Here is an 18,841-nt window from a genome sequence, read left to right on the forward strand (position 1 = left end):
CAGGCGGAGCCGGCCAGCTTGCCGATGGTACGAGCCATCGGTTTTGAACAGTCCGCGGGATACGGGGAGGTAACGACTCGCGGGCATCCGACAGTGAAGCGATCGATCGAGAGGGGCACGTATGAGATCCAGCAGAAGCATCCCGCTACGGAAGACCGGCCTGGCCACGGCGCTGGGCCTGTTCGTGGCATCCATGGCCGCCTACGGCCAGTCGACCACCAGCAACATTTTCGGCCGCGTGCCGGTGCAGCCGGGCGAGAGCGTGGTGGTCAGCAACGGCGCGGGCCTGAGTCGTACGGTGGGCATCGACAGCCAGGGCCGCTACAACGCCACCCAGCTGCCGACGGGCACCTATTCGGTGACCCTCATGCGTGACGGCAGGGAAGTGCAGCGACGCGACAACGTGGTACTGAGGGTGGGTGTCGGCGTGGACATCTCCTTCAGCGCGGAAGGGGCCGAAGCCGGCTCCGTGAACGCGAAGCAGCTGGCCGGCGTGAACGTCACGGCCAACGCCGTGCCGCCGATCGACGTCAGCTCGGTGGATTCGCGCACGGTGGTCACGGCAGAACAGCTGGCCAGGCTGCCGCTGCCGCGCACCGCCGAGGCGGCGGCGCTGCTGGCGCCGGGCGCGGTCACCGCCGCCGGCGGCGCGACCAGCACGACCGGCGAGCCGCTGGTCAGCTTCGGCGGTTCGTCGTCCACGGAGAACGCGTACTACATCAACGGCTTCAACACCACCGATCCGTTCAACGCCAAGGGCGGCATCGCCCTGCCGTACGGCTCGATCGACCAGGAGGAGGCCTACACCGGCGGCTACAGCGCCCAGTACGGCCGCACCGACGGCGGCGTGATCAACATGATCGGCAAGAGCGGCACCAACGAGTGGCACTTCGGCGCCCAGTACGTGTACGCGCCGCAGGACTGGCGTTCCGGCCAGGACGACACCTACTACATGAACGGATTGCCGCCGACGCCGGTGGCGGGGCGCCTGTACGACCCCGGCCGCACCGACGGCTACTGGACGTCCACCTACGACGCTTACGTGGGCGGCCCGCTGATCAAGGACAAGCTGTTCCTGTTCGCCTCGGTGGAGGCCAACGACCAGGGCGGCCATACGGTCAACAACGTGGATGCGGGCACCTCGCAGCACTACAAGGTCAACAACCCGAAGTGGTACGCCAAGATCAACTGGAACATCAACGACAGCAACCTGCTTGAGTTGACCGGGGCGTCCGAGAAGCGGATGACCTCGGGGACGATCTACAACTACGACTACGCCAACCAGCGGGATGCCGGCTTCAAGGCCTTCTCCAGCAACGCCAAGCTGGGCGGCGACATGTGGTCGGCCAAGTACACCGGCTACCTCACCGACAGCCTCACGCTGAACGCGATGTACGGCAAGATGACCACGGTGAACTACAGCGGGCCGGTCGGCTACGACCCGAACCTCACCTACATCGGCGGCAAGACCAGCCAGAATCCGGCGCTGAACGGCGGCGTGCCGATCACCAACGCGCAGACGCTCACCCAGATCAGCAACCCGGGCAACAGCTACAAGACCAGCAATCTCCGGGTCAGCCTGACCTACGTGCTCGGCAACCACACGATCACCGCCGGCATCGACAACCTGCGTTCCAACGCCAGGGACCAGGGCCACATCACCACCGGCCCCGGCGGCTACTACTGGAGCTACGGCCATACCGACCACCCCGAGTTGCCGACCGCGGCCAAGCTGGGCGTGGGGCCGCTGATCAACTACCCGAACGGCGCCGGCGGCTACTACGTCACCAAGAACATCGACGTCTCCGGCGCCGGCCTGCTGACCACCCAGCGCGCCGAGTACATCGAGGACCAGTGGCAGGTGAGCGACCGCTGGCTGGTGTCGATCGGCCTGCGCAACGACGCCTTCAACAACTACAACGGCTCCGGCCAGTCCTACATGCGGCAGACCTCGCCGCAGTGGGCGCCGCGGCTCGGCTTCAGCTGGGACGTGTACGGCGACGGCACGTTCAAGATCTACGGCAACGCCGGCCGCTACTACCTGGGCCAGCCGCTCGCCCCGGGCGGCGTCGCCAACGGCGTGCTGCGCACCCAGCAGTACTTCACCTACAGCGGCATCGCGTCCGATGGCACGCCCACCGGCCTCACCCAGGTCTCGGGGCCGGTCTCGGCGAACAACTTCTTCGGCCAGGCGCCCGACCCGCGCACGCTCACGGCGCGCAACATCAAGGCGCAGGACCAGGACGAGTTCATCCTCGGCTTCACCAAGACCGCCGGCCCGAAGTGGGTCTACGGCGCCAAGTTCACCCGGCGCATGCTGCGCCACAACCTGGACGACTACTGCGATGCGCAGGCCGTGGTCGACAAGGCGGCCTCGATGGGCATCGTCGACGTCGACGACTCGACCTGCTACTACATCAACCCGGGCATCGCGAACACCTTCGCGGTGCGCGACGCGAGCGGCAACTACCACGACGTGACCCTGAGCAACAAGGAGATGGGCTTCACCCACATGGTACGCCGGTACTACGCGCTGGAAGGCTTCCTGGAACACCCGTTCGACGGCCGCTGGTACGGCAAGCTGAGCTACACGTTCTCGCGCAGCTACGGCAACACCGAGGGCCAGGGCCAGTCCGACATCCAGGCCACCGGCGGCATCCAGAACATGGACTGGGACTTCCCCTCGCTGATGGTCTACGGCAATGGCCCGCAGGGCAACGACCACACGCACCAGATCAAGGCCTTCGGCTACTACCAGATCACGCCGGAGTGGCTGGTCTCGGGCAACCTCAGCCTCGTATCGGGCGGCCCGAAGTACTGCCTGGGCCTGTATGGCAGCGACCCCATGGATCCGGCCACGAACGACCCGGCCGGCTATGGCTCCGCCTACCACTGGTGCAACGGCCAGCCGTCGCCGCCAGGGAAGCAGGGGCGCCTGCCGTGGAACAAGCAGGTCGACCTGGGGGTGCAGTACCGGCCGGCGTTCGCGGACCACAAGCTGGGCTTCCACCTGGACGTGTTCAACGTCTTCAACGACCAGGCGGAGCTCAATCTGAACCAGGCGATGTATTCGGACCGCGCCGGGACGCCGAACCCGCTGTACGGCACGCCGCGGGTGCTGCAGCCGCCGCGCTACGCGCGCATGAGCGTCACCTACGACTACTGACCGTGGACGGTGGCGTCCCGCGCCACCCCGTGTGCCAACCTCCGCCGTCCGGCCATGCCGGGCGGCGGGTTCCAATCCCGCCGGCTGGGCCATCGACGCATCGGTCCGGCCGGCCACGCCAATCGTTACAGAGGCCGCCATGCCAGCATCACGTCCCCGTCTTCTTCGCCCGCTGCGCCTGACCCTGTTCGCCTCCTGCCTGCTCGCCGTGGCGGCGGGGCCCGGCACGGCGCAGGCCGAGGACAGCGTCGCCACCGGCAGGCTGGTGCTTGCGCCCGGCGCCGCAGTCTTCACCGACCAGCAGGGGGCGGAGAGTTTCGGCAATGCCGCGATCGAGGCGCGCTGGAAGCTGGACGGCCGGCATCTCGTCGACTTCAGCGTGACCGACCGCGTGCACGGCCGCACCGTGCAGGTGTCCGCGCCGTTCGCGCTGGTGATGGCCGATGGCAGCACGCTCAAGGCCGCCGACATGAGCCTGTTGTCGCCGCCGCACGTGGCGGCGCTGCCGGTGGACGCGAAGTCCTCGCGGCTGGCCGGGCGGATCCCCGGCAAGGCGGTCGAGGCCAGCTTCGGCGATACGGGCGGCCGCTTCCGGGTGGACTGGAAGCTGGTGCAGCGCGACGGTTCGCCCTACCTGCGCGAGGAGGTGCGCATCACCGCGCTCAAGCAGGCCGAGAAGATCGCCAAGGTCTCGCTGCTGGAGACGAAGGTGGCCGGCGCCGAGGTGGACGGCACGGTGAACGGTTCGCCCGTGGTGGCCGGCGACATCTATCTCGGTTTCGAGAATCCCCTGTCCGAAAGCTCCGCGTACCACGACACGGTGAAGCTCACCATGGTCCGCACGCTGCCGCTGGAGCAGGGCAAGACCGTGGCCTATTCGGCGGTGGCGGGCGTGGTGCGCGACGGCCAGCTGCGCCGCGACTTCGCCGGCTACGTGGAGCGCGAGCGTGCGCATCCGTACCGGCCGTTCCTGCACTACAACTCCTGGTACGACATCGGCTACTTCACCCCGTACACCGAGGCGGAGGCGCTGGACCGCATCAATGCGTTCGGTCAGCAGCTCACCGTCAAGCGCGGCGTGAAGCTGGATTCGTTCCTGTTCGACGACGGCTGGGACGACTTGAGCGGCAGCTGGAACTTCAGCAAGGACTTCCCGCACGGCTTCGTGCCGCTGCGCAAGGCGGCGGCGAAGTACGGCGCCGCGCCGGGCATCTGGCTGTCGCCGTGGGGCGGCTACGGCAAGCCCTGGCAGGAGCGCGTGAAGAACGGCAAGGCGGCCGGCTACGAAACCAACGACGGCGGCTTCGCGCTGTCCGGGCCGAAGTACTACCAGCGCTTCCACCAGGTGGTGATGGACCTGCTGGACAAGGACGGCGTCAACCAGTTCAAGTTCGACGGCACCGGCAACGTCAGCAGCGTGTTTCCCGGCAGCCGCTTCGACAGCGACTTCGCCGCGGCGATCCAGCTGATCGACGACATCCGCAAGGACAAGCCAGACACCTTCATCAACCTCACCACCGGCACCTGGGCCTCGCCGTTCTGGCTGCGCTACGCCGACACCATCTGGCGCGACGGCGAGGACGACTGGTACGCCGGCGTGGGCACGATGCGCGAGCGGTGGATCACCTACCGCGACCAGCAGACCTACCAGAACATCGTGCTGAAGGGGCCGCTGTTTCCGATCAACTCGCTGATGCTCCACGGCATCATCTATGCACAGAAGAATCCGCGCCTGAACACCGATCCGGGCCACGACTTCGCCAACGAAGTGCATTCCTATTTCGCCACCGGCACCGAGCTGCAGGAGATGTACATCACGCCCTCGCTGCTCACGTCGCAGGATTGGGACACGCTGGCCGATGCGGCGAAGTGGTCGCGCGCCAACGCCGGCGTGCTGCGCGACACGCATTGGATCGGCGGCGACCCCGGCCGGCTGGACGTCTACGGCTGGGCCGCGTGGTCGCCGAAGAAGGCCATCGTCACCTTCCGCAATCCCGACGACAAGCCGCAGCTCGCGGTGGTCGACCTGCAGCGCCAGCTGCAGCTGCCGCCGGGCGTGGCGCGTCGCTTCAACGTGCGCGACGTGTGGAAGAACGGCGGCGCCGGCGTGCCGAAGACGCTGGACGCCGATCACCCGGGCACGATCACGCTGGCGCCGTTCGAGGTGCTGACGCTGGAACTGACCCCGGCCCACGGAGACTGAGCATGACCGACCTGACCCGCCGCCGCCTGTTGCAAGCCACCGCCCTGCTGCCGCTGGCCGCCGCCTGCGGCGTCCGGGCCTGGGGCGCGGATGCGCCCGCAGCGCGGGCCAGTTTCGCGCTGGACATGAGCCGCCCGGGAAGGCGCGTCGATACCAGCCTCGCCAGCCTCAGCTACGAGACGCTGGAGCTTTCCGACCCCACCTTCTTCGCCGCGGACAACCACGGCCTGGTGCGCCTGTTTCGCGAAATGAACCCGCACGGCGTGCTGCGCATCGGCGGCAACACCAGCGACGACACGGTGTGGGGCGGCTACAAGGGAACGATGCCGGCCTACGTCCCGCGCCGGCACGGCAAGCGGCTGCAGCCGCACGTGCTGCAGCCGGAAGGCCTGCAGGCGCTGGCCGGCTTCGTGCGCGCCACCGGCTGGAAACTGGTGTTCGGCGTGAACCTGCGCATCGGTTCGCCGGAGATGGCGGTGGACCTGGCGCAGGCCGTGCAGCGCCTGGTGGGCGACCGGCTGCTGGCGATCCAGATCGGCAACGAGGCGAACAACTACTTCCACGACTACGCTACGTTCGACGCCGCCTGGACGCCGTATGCCAAGGCGCTGCGCGCCGCCGGCCTGCCGCTCGCCGGGCCGGACACCGGCGCGAACACCGACTGGGTGATCGAGTACGCGAAGCGCCACGCCAGGGAGAACGTGTTCCTTAGCCGGCACTACTACCGCGAGGCGGCGGAGAACGGCTCGATCCCGGACATGCTCGCCGGCGACCCCGGCTTCTTCGGCGAGGTCGAACAGATCATGCAGGTGGCGGACCAGCATGGCCTGCCGTTCCGCGTCTCCGAAGGCAATTCCTATTACAACGGCGGCCGCGACGGCACCAGCAACGTGTTCGCCTCCGCGCTGTGGGGCGCGGATTTCATGCTGACGCTGGCGCAGCGCGGCGTGGCCGGCATGCATTTCCACGGCGGCACGCTGCATTCGGTGGAGAGCTCGCTGGGGCGCGTGGCGAAGGTGGCTACGGGGGGCGACATCGTGGCTCAGCGCGCCGCGCTGGCCTCGCGCTATGCCGCCATCGCCGGCAGCCGCGCGCTGGGCTTCCAGCCGCAGCCGCTGTTCCACGGCATCGCGCTGGCGCAGCGCTTCGCCGGTGCGCGGATGCTGCCCGGCCGGCTCGATGCCACCGGCGTCAACCTCACCGCCTATGCGGCGAAGCAAGGCGACGAGGTGCTGGTCGCACTGGTCAACAAGGACGCGCGACGCGATGCCGCGGTGGCGTTGAGCGGCCTTCCGCATGGCACGAAGGGCGAATTGATGCGCCTGCGTGCGCCCGCGCTGGACAGCCGCCGTGACATCAGCTTCGCGACGGACGGTTACGTGCCGGCCGACGAGGCCGGCGCGTGCCGCATTGCGGTGCCGCGTGGCAGTGCGGTGCTGGCAAGCTGGAAAGAGGGCGCCAAGGCGCACGGCTGAAGCGGCCGACAGCCATGCGGCCGACGCGGCATGACAGCCGGTTCCTGGCCCGGGACATGGGGAGCACGGGTATGACGATAGGCAGAAGGTCGTTCCTGAAAACCGGCCTGCTAGCCCTGGTGCCGCTGGCATCGCGTGCCGTGGCGTTCGATGCCCGCCCACCGCGGCAGGGGGCGGCGCCGCTGTTCTCGTTCGGCGTCGTTGCCGACATCCAGTACGCCGACAAGAACACGGCGGGCGCGCGGTATTACCGCGACTCCCTGGCCAAGCTGGACGACTGCCTGGGTTTCTGGAACGCCGCGCCACTGGATTTCGTCATCCAGCTCGGCGACCTGGTCGATACCGGCGGCCTGCCCACCCTGGACAAGACCTGGGCGGCCTATGCCAGGGCGCGGGCGAAGACGTACAGCGTGCTCGGCAACCACGATTTCGTGGCGCCGCGCGAGCAGGTGACAAGCGCGCTGCACATGCCTTCCGCCTATTACAGCTTCCGCCGCCGCGGCTGGCGCTTCGTGGTGCTGGACGGCATGAACGTGAGCATCGACGGCGGCTGGCCGAAGGACGATCCGCATTTCCTGGAAGGGCAGAGGATCAACACGGCGCTGGAGAAGTCCGGTTCGCCGATCGCCGGCGAATGGAACGGCGCGGTGGGCGCGGAACAGCGTCGCTGGCTCGCCGGCGAGCTGGCCGAAGCCACGGCCAGGCGCGAGAAGGTGGTCGTGTTCTGCCACCTGCCGACGCTGCCCGGCTCCTGCCAGCCGGACCTGCTGCTGTGGGACCACGACGAGGTGGTCAAGCTGCTGGATACCTGCCCGACGCTGGTCTCGTACATGTGTGGGCACGACCACCACGGCGGGTATGCCGAACGCAACGGCGTGCACTACCTGACCTATCCGGGCATGGTCGAGCATGCCGCGAAGGACAGCAGCTTCATCGTCGATGTGCATGCGGACCAACTGGTCGTGCGGATGATGAGCGGCTGGGAACGACGGCTTGCCTTCTCCGCGAAGGCGCTGCAGGCCACCGGGAGGGTAGGGCTGACGGGAGGACACGACGCATGAGGCTTACACGACTCGCGGTCATCGGCCTGCTGGCGCTGGCCGCCGGCAGCGGCCTTGCCGCCACGGGCGCGGATGCGCCGGCGGACCGCCCGCTGCCGTTGGCCGGGCCACGTCCCGACGCCGCCACCGTGCAGGCCTGGCAGGCGCGCAAGTTCGGCCTGTTCATCCATTTCGGCCTGTATTCGATGCTGGGCGGCGTGTGGGACGGCAAGCGCATCACGCAGGGCTACAGCGAGCAGATCCAGTCCTTCGCGCCGGTGCCGATCGACCGGTACGAGGCGCTGGCGAAGCACTTCGATCCGGAGAAGTTCGATCCCGACGCCATCGTGGCGCTGGCGAAGGCCGCGGGCATGAAGTTCATCGTGCTCACCGCCAAGCACCACGACGGCTTCGCGATGTTCCACACCGCGCAGAACCGCTACGACATCGTCGACGCCACGCCGTACAAGCGCGACGTGGTGAAGGAACTGGCCGACGCCTGCGCGCGGGCGCACATGCCGTTCGGCGTGTACTACTCCACCATCGACTGGCACTGGATGCACGGCCAGTACCGTCCCGACAACGACAACCCGATCACGCCCGCGCAGGCCGATTTCAACGTGGCGCAGATCCGCGAGCTGATGAGCCGTTACGGCCCGATCAGCGAGGTGTGGTTCGACATGGGCAAGCCCACGCCGGCGCAGAGCGCGCGCTTCGCGCGCACCGTGCACGAGCTGCAGCCGCAGACCATGGTGTCCGGCCGCGTGTGGAACCACCAGGGCGACTTCACCGTGATGGGCGACAACCGCGAGCCGGACGAAGGCATGGAGGAGCCCTGGCAGTCGCCCGCGTCGATGTTCCCGGAGACCTGGGGCTACCGCTCGTGGCAGGTGCGCGGCGACCTGCCGGGCAAGGTGCGCGAGAACATCGCACGGCTGGTGCGCGTGGTCAGCGCCGGCGGCAACTACATCCTCAACATCGGCCCGGAAGGCGACGGCTCGGTGGTGCCCTACGAGGCCGGCGTGCTGCGCGGCATCGGCGCATGGCTGAAGCCACGCGGCGAGGCGGTCTATGGCACGCAGCCCTCGCCGTTCAAGAAGCTGGATTTCGGCTACGCCACGCTGGGGGCGCACACGTTGTACCTGTTCGTGGCGAAGCCGCCGGCCGATGGCGTGCTGCACCTGCCCGGCGTGGTCGATACGCGCTTCGGCCGTGGCCGCGTGCTGGCCGATGCGCAGGCGAGCGTGGGTCCGGTGGCCGTCGATGCAGCGGGCGCCACGGTCAGGGTAGGGAACCTTGCGGGCGCCGGCTACATGCCGGTGGTGGCGATCCCGTTCGAAGGAGGGCTGCATGTACGGCCCGATGCGGTGGCGCCTGGTGCGGACGGCCATGTGCAGCTGGCCGCCGCCCAGGCCGAGCGCTTCCTCAACTACAACGGCTACGGCTACGACGATCCGCCCAGCCTCTACAAGCTGCGCTGGCATGCACGGGTCGGCGCGGACGATTACATGCTGGTCGTGCATTACCGCGGCGCGCATGCGTCGGCGAAGCTGGATGTCTGGGTGGACGGCCATCCCCGTACGTTGGTGCTGCCGGCAGGCGCGGGGACGGCCCATCTGCGCGTGAGCCGCGACCCCCGCGCTTTCCCGTATGCGATGCAGCTGGAGCTGACGCCGGTGGCGCCGTTCCACAAGGGCGACCGCCTGCCGGCCGCCATCGAATCGGTGGAACTCGCGCCGCTCATGCACCCGACCACCCCGCCGCACGGAGGATGAAGGTCCATGCCTGATGTCCGTTTGCCGGGATCGTCCCGCTGGCTGCACCTTGGTTTCGCCCTGGCCGGCCTGCTGCTGGCGCTGCCCGCGCTGGCCGCCACGAAGCAGGCCCGGCCCTTCCACGACGACGAGGCGGATGCGCCCTACAAGGTGTGGAACAGCACGCCGGCGATCACCATGCCGCCGTTGCTGCTCGACGTGTCCGACACCTCGGTGGTGGTGGAGTGGATGACCGACAGCGCCGCCGACGGCAGCGTGCGCTACGGCGAACATGCGCTGGATCGCACCGCGGTGGCCGTGCACGACGGCCTGCGCGACGTCGGCACCTTCCACCGCGTGGTGATCGACGGCCTGCGGCCCGGCCACACGTATCAATACCAGGTGGCCTCGCGCCGCGTGGTGGCGCTGAAGCCGTACTGGCCCGAGCGCGGCAACACCGTGCAGGGCGAGACCCTGCGCTTCACCACGCTGGATGCTGCACGGCCCACCGCGCGCTTCGCCGTGATCACCGACACCCACGAGAAGGTCTCACGCATCCATACCCTGCTGGGCGAGATCCGCAAGATGCCCGAGGACTTCGTGGCGCACCTGGGCGATACGGTGAACTGGGCGGCGAGCGAGCAGCAGCTCAAGGACGTGTTCCTCGCGCCCACCGCCGAGGGCCTGGGCGGCACCGTGCCGTTGCTCTACGTGCACGGCAACCACGAATACCGCGGTCCGTTCGCGCGCGAACTGGGTCCGTACCTGCATGCGCAGGACGGCCGCTACGACTATGCGCGCGACGACGGCCCACTGCACCTGATCGCGGTGGACACCGGCGAAGACAAACCCGACGACACCAACGTCTACGCCGGCCTCAACGACCTGCGCGACTACCGCCGCGAAGGCCTGGCGCGCTTCGGCGCGGCGCTGGCCGATGCACGCACCCGCAGCGCGCCGTTCACCGTGGTGCTGGGCCACCAGCCGGACTGGGGCTGGACCGGCGGCGACAACGCGAAGTGGACGCAGCTCGCCAACCGGGCGCACGTCGACCTGTTCATCGCCGGCCACGAGCACCACTTCATGCACATCAAGCCCGGCGAGCGCGGCAACGACTTCCCGATCCTGGTGGTGGGGCTGGACCAGGTGGCCTGGGTGGAAGCCAACGGCACCGCGCTGAAGGTCAGGGTGACCGACAGCACCGGCAAGCTGGTCGACGCGTTCACGTTGGCGCGCAAGCGCAAATAACCGCAGCAGTTCGCCGGAGCTCACCCATGAATCCTCTCCTGTCACGCAGGCAGTTCACCCAGGCCATCGGCGGCCTGCTGGCGGCATGCACGGTTCCGTTCGCAGCGAAATCGCGGGCGGCAGCCTCGGCGCTGGCGGGTTCGCAAAGCGGCGCGGCGACGAAGCGTGCCTTCCCCGCCGGCTTCGTGTGGGGCACCGCCACCGCGGCCTACCAGGTGGAGGGCGCGACCAAGGCCGATGGACGCGGCGAGTCGATCTGGGACGTCTATGCGCACACGCCGGGCAGGATCGTCGACGGCAGCAACGCCGACGTGGCCGACGACGACTACCATCGCTATCCCGAGGACATCGCGCTGATGCGTGAGCTCGGCGCGGGGGCGTACCGCTTCTCGGTGGCGTGGCCGCGCATCTTTCCCGACGGCACGGGCAAGCCGAACGCCAGGGGCGTGGATTTCTACAAGCGGCTGGTCGATGCCCTGCATGCGGCAAACATCGAGCCGTATTGCACGCTGTACCACTGGGACCTGCCCGAGGCGCTGCAGCGCAAGGGCGGCTGGCAGAACCGCGACACCGCCCAGGCCTTCGCCGACTACGCCGGCTACATGGCCGGCCAGCTGGACGGCCGCGTGCGGCACTTCATGACGATGAACGAGATCAGCACCTTCATCGGCAATGGCTACGGCGGCACGACGATGGCGCCCGGACTCGGGTTGAAGGGGCAGGCCTTGCAGCAGGCGCGGCACCACGCCCTGCTGGGCCACGGCCTGGCCGTGCAGGCGATCCGCGCGGCCACCGGCGCGAAGACGCGAGTGGGTTCAGCCGAAGGCATCGACGCGCCCATGCCGGCCTATGACGCGCCCGAACACGTGGCCGCCGCGCGCAAGGCCGCAGTGGAGGAGAACGCCGGCTACCTCACCGCCATGCACACCGGCCGCTACACCGACCTGTACCTCAGGACACTGGGCGCGGACGCACCGAAGTTCACGCCCGAGGACATGCGCATCATCGGCAGCAGGACCGATTTCCAGGGTCTCAACATCTACACCGGCAACTACTACCTCGCGGCCGACAACGAGCGCGGCTACGAGGCCGTGCCATTCCCGCCATCGTATCCGCGCATGCAGAGCCGCTGGATCCAGTTCGCGCCGGACGCCCTGTACTGGGGGCCCAAGCTGATGGCGGAAGCGCTGGGCATCGGCGACATCTACATCACCGAGAACGGCACCTCCAGCACGGCGGCGCCCGATGCCGAAGGACGCGTGCTGGACATCGACCGCGTGATGTTCCTGCGGCAATACCTGGCCGAGCTGCAGCGCGGGATCGCGGATGGCACGCCGGTGCGCGGCTATTTCCTGTGGAGCCTGCTGGACAATTTCGAATGGAGCCGCGGCTACTCCGAGCGCTTCGGCATCACCTGGGTGGATTTCGCCACGCAGAAGCGCACGCCCAAGCTCAGTTCGCGGTTCTACCGCGGCGTGATCGCGAGAAACGCCTTGTGAGGCTACGGATGCAGCAACTGCTGGCCTGCGGCCTGCTGGCAGGCATCGGCATGCTCCCGGCCTTCGCCGCCACACCGGCGCAGCCGCCTTTCGACACCGCCCCGGCGCGCGAGGCGCTGCAGCGCCTGCTGCCGCGGCAGCAGGCGCAGTTCGCCCTGGTCGCGCTGGATCGCGGGCAGGGCGCGGATCGTTTCGAGGTGCATGGCACGCCGGGGCACATCGTGGTGGCGGGCACCTCGCCTGCGGTGATCCTGACCGGCGTGGAGGCCTACCTGGAGCAGGCGGCGCACGTCGGCATCGGCTGGCCGGGCGACAGTCTTTCGCGCCTGCCGGCCACGCTGCCGGCGCCCGCCGCGACTATCGCCCGCCGCGCCGTGGTGCCGGACCGCTACGCGCTGAACGACACCGACGACGGCTATTCGAACGCCTACCTCGACTGGCCGGCATGGGAGCGCAAGATCGACCGGCTCGCGCTGCACGGCATCGACGAGGTGTTCATGCCGGTTGGCACGGAGGAGGTGTATCGCCGCACCTTCCGGGACTTCGGCTACAGCGATGCGGAGATCCGCGCGTGGATTCCCGCCACCGCACACCAGCCGTGGTGGCTGCTGCAGAACATGTCCGGCTTCGACGCGCCGGTGTCGCCGCAGCAATATGCGCGACGCGTGGCGTTGGCGCGGAAGATCGTGGCGCGCCTGCGCGTACTGGGCATGGTGCCGGTGTTCCCGGGCTACTTCGGCACCGTGCCCGACGGCTTCGCCACGAAGCATCCCGGCGCGAAACTGGTGCCGCAGGGCATGTGGGTGGGCTTCAGGCGGCCGGGCTGGCTCGATCCGCGCGATCCGCTCTACGCGAAGATCGCGGCGGATTTCTACCGCCAGCAGCAGGCACTGTTCGGCGACGGCACGATGTACAAGATGGACCTGCTGCACGAAGGCGGCCGCGCCGGCGACGTGCCGGTGGCCGACGCCGCGCGCGGCGTGATGCGGGCCTTGCAGGCCGCGCATCCGGGCGCGCGCTGGGTGCTGCTGGGCTGGCAGCACAACCCGCTGCCGGCGGTACTCGATGCAGTGGATCACCAGCACCTGCTGATCGTCGACGGCCTGTCCGACCGCTACGACGGGCTGGACCGCGAGCGGGACTGGCACGGCGTGCCGTATGCCTTCGGCAGCATCCCCAACTTCGGCGGCCACAGCACGCTGGGCGCGAACGCCGGCGTGTGGCTGAAGCGCTTCGCCGCGTGGCGCGACAAGCCCGGCAGCAAGCTGCGCGGCATCGCCTGGATGCCCGAGGCCAGCGGCATCGACCCGGCGGCGTTCGCCTTGTTCACCGCGCTGGCGTGGGAGCCGGTGCCGCACGACGGGGCCGCCTGGTTCAAGGCCTACGCCGACAACCGCTACGGCGGCGCCGACGCGCATGCCGAGGCCGCGTGGCGCATCCTCGGTACGACTGCCTATGCGATGCCTTCCGGTGAATGGTCGGAACCGCAGGACAGCCTGTTCAATGCCCGCCCGTCGCTGGACGTGGACACCGCGGCAAGCTGGTCGCCGCCGGCCATGCGTTACGACGGCCAGCGCTTCGACCGGTCGCTGTGCGAACTGTTGCAGGTGGCGCCCGCGCTGCGCGAGACCAGCGCCTACCGCTACGACCTGGTGGACGTCGCCCGGCAGGCGCTGGCCAACCGCGCCCGCGTGCTGTTGCCCCAGGTGAGGGCGGCCTACGTCGCGAAGGATGCCGCGCGCCTGCATGCACTCGATGCCGCGTGGCTGGATGACATGATGCTGCTCGACCGCCTGCTCGCCAGCGATCCGGATTTCCTGCTCGGCCACTGGCTCGCTCCTGCGCGCGCGGCAGCGGGCAATGGAGCCGAGGCGGCGCAGTTCGACGACGACCAGCGCACGCTCATCACCCTCTGGGGTGGACGCCAGGGCGCCGACGAGGGCGGCCTGCATGACTACGCCAACCGCGAGCTTTCCGGCCTGGTGAGCGGCCTGTACGCGCCGCGCTGGCGGCGCTTCTTCGCATCGCTGGAACAGTCGCTGGCGACGGGCAAGTCACCGGCGAAGATCGACTGGTACGCGATGGAGCACGCGTGGGCGGTCTCGCGCACGCAGGAACCGACCACGCCGCAGGGCGATCCGTGGCAACTGGCGTCCGCAGTGGCGCAGCGGCTCGGGACCTGCAAGCCGTGAGGCTGGCGACGAAAGAAGGACATGCCATGACTGCATCCACGACATTCATCCGCCTGCCATGCATGTTCGTGGCGTTGTTGCTGCTGCCGCTCGCCACCCGGGCGCAAACCCTGCGCGTCGCGCCGGCGGCTTCGGCCACCGGCACCTGCGAAGCATCGTCGCCCTGCAACTTGCAGGCGGCGCAGGCGAAGGTTCGCGCATTGCGCGCCCAGGGCCACGACGACATCACCGTGCAGTTGCAGGACGGCACCTATCGCCTGCAGCAGCCGCTGCGGTTCGATGCCGCGGACAGCGGCGCTAAAGGCCATCCGGTGCGCTGGCAGGCGGCGCCGGGCGCGCATCCGGTGTTGTCCGGCGCCCGGCTCGTGCAGGGCGCGCGCGATGGTGTGCTGTGGCGTTTTGCATTGCCATCGTCGGATGCGCCGTCGAGTATCTACGTCGATGGCCAGCGGCGCTGGCCGGCGCGCACCGGGGCCTGCCCGCATTGCGTGGTGGATGCAAAGGGTTTGTCGAACGTGCCACCGGCGATCCTGCGCACCTTGCAGGTGGGCTCGCTGGCGGCGCTGCACGCGCGCTGGCGCGACTTCCGTTGCCGGGTGGTCGCGCTGGGGCGGGGCCGCGTCGATCTCGCCCAGCCGTGCTGGCGCAACGCCACGCTGGACTCGCGCGGCAACGGCTGGGCGGTGGCCAGCCCGGTGGGCAAGTACTACGGCGGCGTGGATTGGTTCGAGAACCTTGCCGGCGATCCGGCCACGCCCGGCAGCTATACGGTGGACACGGCGCAGCATGTGCTGCGCTACCGGCCCGTACCCGGCGAAGCGGCACGCGCACCGGTGATCGAAGTGCCGGTGCTGGAGCAACTGCTGGAACTGGAAGGCACCCTCAAGGCGCCGGTGCACGACCTGGTGTTCAGCGGCATCGCCTTCGCCGGCACCGAATGGCGCAAGCCGGCTTTGGACGACGGCTACGTGCCCCTGCAGGCGGGCTACCTGATCGAGGGCAACGGCCGCGCCGCGCTGCCCGACAACGGCGAGGGCATGGCGCGCATCGGCAGCGCGGTGGACGTGGAAGCGGGCCGCGACATCGTGTTCGACCGCGACAGTTTCCGGCAACTCGCGGCGGCGGGCATCGCGCTGGCGGGCGGCACGCACGGCGCGGCGGTGACGAACTCGCGCTTCACCGACCTCGGCGGCGGCGCCGTGTTCGCCGGCGACACGGCAGGGCATCCCGCCGATCCGGCCGGCAAGACCTCCGACATCGTGATCGACGACAACCGCATCGACCACGTGGCGCTGGCCTGGCGCGACAACGTGGCGATCATGGCCGGCTTCGTCAACGGCATCGAGATCGCGCACAACAGCATCGCCGACCTGCCGTACAGCGGCATCTCGGTGGGCTGGGGCTGGAACTACGAGGGCGACAAGCCGGTGGAGTCGGCCATCCACATCGTGGCCAACCGCATCGAGCGGGTGATGCTGCAGCTGGCCGACGGCGGCGCGATCTACACCCAGGGGCAATCCACGCCGGGCACGTCCTGCGTGGTGCGCAACGCCATCGACATCCGCCGCGATCCCGGCGCCAACGGCATCTACCTCGACGAGCACAGCACGTACTTCGACGTCGAGCACAACGTGGTGCTGGGCTCCTGGGTGAGCGCCTGGGCCTCGTGGAGCGGCCATCTGCGCATCGTCGACAACTGGACCGACAGTGCGGGCAAGCCGCACAACCCCGGCCCGACCAAGGTCTGGTCGCCCAACTTCACCGGCCTGAAGACATTGCCCGCCGCGGCGCTGGCCGTGCAACGCGCGGCCGGCCCGCGCGAGGGCCGGCCCGAGCCCGCGCTGCCCATTCGTGTGCCGGCCGCCTGCCCGGAACCGTAGGAGGCAAGCCCATGCAGCGCAGGCACTTCCTGAAACTCGGTGCACTGGGTGCGGCGGGCACCCTGGCCGCGGATTTCCGCCTGCGTGCGGACACGCCTCCCGCGCCCGCCGAACACGCGCCGCGACCCAGCGACGGCAAGGCACACCATTTCAGTTTCGGCAAGCGGCAGTTCCTGCTCGATGGCAAACCCTTCCAGATCATGAGCGGCGAGATGCACCCGATCCGCATCCCGCCCGTGTACTGGCGGCAACGCATCCGCATGGCGAAGGCGATGGGCCTCAACACCGTCAGCCTGTACCTGATGTGGAACGCCTACGAGTCTGAACCCGGCGTGTTCGACATGACCAGCGGCGCGCGCGACTTCGTGCGCTTCATCCGCCTGTGCGCGGAGGAGGGCATGTGGGTGTACCTGCGGCCCGGTCCGTTCGTCGCCGCCGAATGGGACTTTGGAGGACTGCCGCCGTACCTGCTGCGTGATCCCACCATCGTCGTGCGCACCAAGGACGACGCGCGCTACATGGCGGCGGTGCGCCGCTACTTCGACCATGTCGCACCGCGCATCGCGCCGCTGATGGTGGCGAACGGCGGCCCGATCCTGATGCTGCAGATCGAGAACGAGTACGCCTCGTACGGGCGCGACCTCGGCTACCTCGAAGCCTTGCGCCAGCTGTGGCTGGAGCGCGGCATCGAAGGGCCGTTCTCGATCTCCGACGGCCTCAGCCAGATCCAGTCCACCCGCACCTACCTGCCCGGCGCGGCATTGGGCCTGGACGGCGACACCGATTTCGACGCGGCGCAGGCGATCGCCGGCGACCATCCGGTGTGGATGGGCGAGGGCTATCCGGGCTGGCTGTCCGACTGGGGCGACCCGGGCTTCCAGCAGGACAGCTTCGAGCCGACGCTGAAGCAGCTGCTGGCCACCGGGCGCTCGTTCAACCTCTACGTGGTGCACGGTGGCAGCAACTTCGGCCTGACCTCCAGCGGCGGCTCGCGCATGGACGGCAGCGGGTTCTCGTCGGTGACGACGAGCTACGACTACGCGGCGCCGATCAACGAGCATGGCGCGCCGACGCCGGCCTACCACCGCTTCCGCGAGCTGATCGCACAGCACCTGCAACGTCGCCTGCCCGAAGTGCCGGCGACGCCACCGATCGCGGGTTTCGATCCGGTCGTGGCGAAGCCGGTGGCCTCGCTGTGGGATCTGTTGCCATCGCCGCGGCAGGTGCACCAGCCGCGTTCCAACGAGGAACTGTTCGGCCAGAACCAGGGCATGGTGCTCTACCGCAAACGCGTGCGCGGACGCCGGCTGCAACTCACGGGAGTGCACGACTACGCCACCGTATTCGCCGACGGCAGCTACCTGGACTACGTCTCGCGCATCGACAAACCCGGCCTGCACACCGCAGGAAGCTTCGCGCTGGACGGACAGGAACGCACGCTCGACCTGCTGATCGACAGCTTCGGCCACATCGGCTCCGCGCAGCAGCGAGGCGACCGCAAGGGACTGGTCGGCGAGGCGCTGCTGGACGGCCAGGCACTGCTGGACTGGGACGTGTACAGCCTGCCGGTGGACGATATGCTGGTGCGGCGCGTGCGCAACGCCCCGGCCCCCTCGGCGCCCGACCGGCCCGGCCTGTTCTTCCGCGCCGAAGTCGTACGCGACGCCGAAGCCGATGCCTACGTGGACATGAGCGCCTGGCGCAAGGGCTACCTGTGGGTCAACGGCCACCTGCTCGGACGCTACTGGAACCTGGGGCCGCAGCAGCGGCTGTACTGCCCGGCGCCTTGGTGGCGCAGGGGCGTCAACGAGATCCTGGTGCTGGATTTCCACCGCACAGGCGGCGCGCCGGTTGGTGGCGCCACCAGCCTGCACGATTGAGGCATGCCTTGGGTTGGCGCCCCGGCCGGTTGGTGCTCGCTGCGGCCCGGAATAATTCGCAAGCGACTCCTTCCCCCGCTTACGGGGAAGAGGAGCTTTTGCTCCCGCGTATCCGCAAGGTTCAAAGCGGTTTCGTGCCGCTGCCGCGGCCCGAGCTACTTCTCTTTTGCTTGTCCAAGAGAGAAGTAGCCAAGAGAAAACGACACCCGGTTGGCGCTTGCCGGGCGTCCTGCCCGGCAAGTGCGTGAGGCGGGGCCGGGCTTTTCGAGCGGGCTCCTGCCCGCGCGAAAAGGCGAGTCCCTCCCTGGACTCGCCCGCTGCGCGGCCTTCTCGTCCCCACCTCACCGCCGCCCAGGGGCCCCGGAAAAGCAGCGCGCTCCCAGCGCGCAGAAGCAACGGCCATAGTGAACCTGCCCCGCCAGAGCGGAGGCCAGGAAGCGATACTTTGATCGCACCCTGGAGGTTCCCATGCAACGCATTACCCGTCGTCGCTACACAGACGAT

General features: G+C 69.0%; 10 protein-coding genes. All 10 read left to right on the forward strand.

The features are described from left to right. The first annotated feature begins 121 nt into the window (after positions 1-121). Positions 122-3,166, forward strand: coding sequence for a TonB-dependent receptor (locus QMK61_RS14645; protein ID WP_302072969.1), 3,045 nt, complete (start codon positions 122-124; stop codon positions 3,164-3,166). A 139-nt stretch (positions 3,167-3,305) separates the two neighbouring features. After that, positions 3,306-5,369, forward strand: a complete 2,064-nt coding sequence (locus QMK61_RS14650; RefSeq protein ID WP_302072970.1) for an enterotoxin — start codon at positions 3,306-3,308, stop codon at positions 5,367-5,369. 2 nt (positions 5,370-5,371) lie between these two features. Continuing rightward, a complete protein-coding gene (locus QMK61_RS14655; RefSeq protein ID WP_302072971.1) occupies positions 5,372-6,844 on the forward strand; it encodes a glycosyl hydrolase family 79 C-terminal domain-containing protein in 1,473 nt (490 codons plus the stop codon). A 71-nt stretch (positions 6,845-6,915) separates the two neighbouring features. Beyond that, positions 6,916-7,905, forward strand: a complete 990-nt coding sequence (locus tag QMK61_RS14660; protein WP_302072972.1) for a metallophosphoesterase — start codon at positions 6,916-6,918, stop codon at positions 7,903-7,905. After that, positions 7,902-9,659, forward strand: a complete 1,758-nt coding sequence (locus QMK61_RS14665; protein WP_302072973.1) for an alpha-L-fucosidase — start codon at positions 7,902-7,904, stop codon at positions 9,657-9,659. The genes QMK61_RS14660 and QMK61_RS14665 overlap by 4 nt, the downstream gene beginning before the upstream one ends. A gap of 6 nt (positions 9,660-9,665) precedes the next feature. Continuing rightward, positions 9,666-10,886, forward strand: a complete 1,221-nt coding sequence (locus QMK61_RS14670; protein ID WP_302072974.1) for an FN3 domain-containing metallophosphoesterase family protein — start codon at positions 9,666-9,668, stop codon at positions 10,884-10,886. Between the two features lie 26 nt (positions 10,887-10,912). Beyond that, positions 10,913-12,385, forward strand: a complete 1,473-nt coding sequence (locus QMK61_RS14675) for a GH1 family beta-glucosidase (RefSeq protein ID WP_302072975.1) — start codon at positions 10,913-10,915, stop codon at positions 12,383-12,385. 8 nt (positions 12,386-12,393) lie between these two features. Then, the gene (locus QMK61_RS14680) at positions 12,394-14,577 is read left to right on the forward strand and encodes an alpha-N-acetylglucosaminidase (protein ID WP_302072976.1); all 2,184 of its coding nucleotides are present in this window, start codon (positions 12,394-12,396) and stop codon (positions 14,575-14,577) included. 26 nt (positions 14,578-14,603) lie between these two features. Next, positions 14,604-16,457 (forward strand): right-handed parallel beta-helix repeat-containing protein, encoded by a 1,854-nt coding sequence (locus QMK61_RS14685; RefSeq protein WP_302072977.1) that lies wholly within the window; start codon positions 14,604-14,606, stop codon positions 16,455-16,457. Between the two features lie 11 nt (positions 16,458-16,468). Continuing rightward, positions 16,469-18,337 (forward strand): beta-galactosidase, encoded by a 1,869-nt coding sequence (locus tag QMK61_RS14690; RefSeq protein ID WP_302072978.1) that lies wholly within the window; start codon positions 16,469-16,471, stop codon positions 18,335-18,337. Positions 18,338-18,841 lie beyond the last annotated feature (504 nt).

The sequence above is a fragment of the Fulvimonas sp. R45 genome (assembly GCF_030504985.1).
In the GTDB taxonomy this organism is placed as follows: domain Bacteria; phylum Pseudomonadota; class Gammaproteobacteria; order Xanthomonadales; family Rhodanobacteraceae; genus Rhodanobacter_A.

Bases quoted from the DNA above. Each gene is read 5' to 3' on its own strand.
- QMK61_RS14645 (WP_302072969.1), top strand. From the start codon at position 122: ATGAGATCCAGCAGAAGCATCCCGCTACGGAAGACCGGCCTGGCCACG.
- QMK61_RS14650 (WP_302072970.1), top strand. From the start codon at position 3,306: ATGCCAGCATCACGTCCCCGTCTTCTTCGCCCGCTGCGCCTGACCCTG.
- QMK61_RS14655 (WP_302072971.1), top strand. From the start codon at position 5,372: ATGACCGACCTGACCCGCCGCCGCCTGTTGCAAGCCACCGCCCTGCTG.
- QMK61_RS14660 (WP_302072972.1), top strand. From the start codon at position 6,916: ATGACGATAGGCAGAAGGTCGTTCCTGAAAACCGGCCTGCTAGCCCTG.
- QMK61_RS14665 (WP_302072973.1), top strand. From the start codon at position 7,902: ATGAGGCTTACACGACTCGCGGTCATCGGCCTGCTGGCGCTGGCCGCC.
- QMK61_RS14670 (WP_302072974.1), top strand. From the start codon at position 9,666: ATGCCTGATGTCCGTTTGCCGGGATCGTCCCGCTGGCTGCACCTTGGT.
- QMK61_RS14675 (WP_302072975.1), top strand. From the start codon at position 10,913: ATGAATCCTCTCCTGTCACGCAGGCAGTTCACCCAGGCCATCGGCGGC.
- QMK61_RS14680 (WP_302072976.1), top strand. From the start codon at position 12,394: ATGCAGCAACTGCTGGCCTGCGGCCTGCTGGCAGGCATCGGCATGCTC.
- QMK61_RS14685 (WP_302072977.1), top strand. From the start codon at position 14,604: ATGACTGCATCCACGACATTCATCCGCCTGCCATGCATGTTCGTGGCG.
- QMK61_RS14690 (WP_302072978.1), top strand. From the start codon at position 16,469: ATGCAGCGCAGGCACTTCCTGAAACTCGGTGCACTGGGTGCGGCGGGC.